Annotated in this window: 1 protein-coding gene; it reads left to right on the top strand. The window is 48.9% G+C overall.

The features are described from left to right. Window positions 1-229 (top strand): condensation domain-containing protein (locus KVT36_RS33365; protein ID WP_217607552.1); only part of this gene is annotated, 229 nt, incomplete at both ends.

The following is a 229-nucleotide window of genomic DNA, read 5'->3' as shown; positions in this document are numbered from 1 at the left end:
TCGTCTGCCGTATTCATGCATGATTTCTTTCTGTTATATGAGAAATTATCCCGGAAAACCGATCCGGAACTACCGCCGTTAAGTATAAAATATAAAGACTACACCGCCTGGAAGAATGCGCAGTTAAAGGGTAAGGCAGGCGCCGCATCTGCCAGGTATTGGAAAGAAAAAATGGGAGGTAACCCACCGCGGCTCAATATACGCACGGTGGCAAGCCGGCCGAGGGTAC

Origin of the sequence: Chitinophaga sp. GbtcB8 (assembly GCF_019091455.1) — a bacterium.
Lineage (GTDB): Bacteria > Bacteroidota > Bacteroidia > Chitinophagales > Chitinophagaceae > Chitinophaga.
This window is presented reverse-complemented; position numbering and strand designations above follow the sequence as displayed.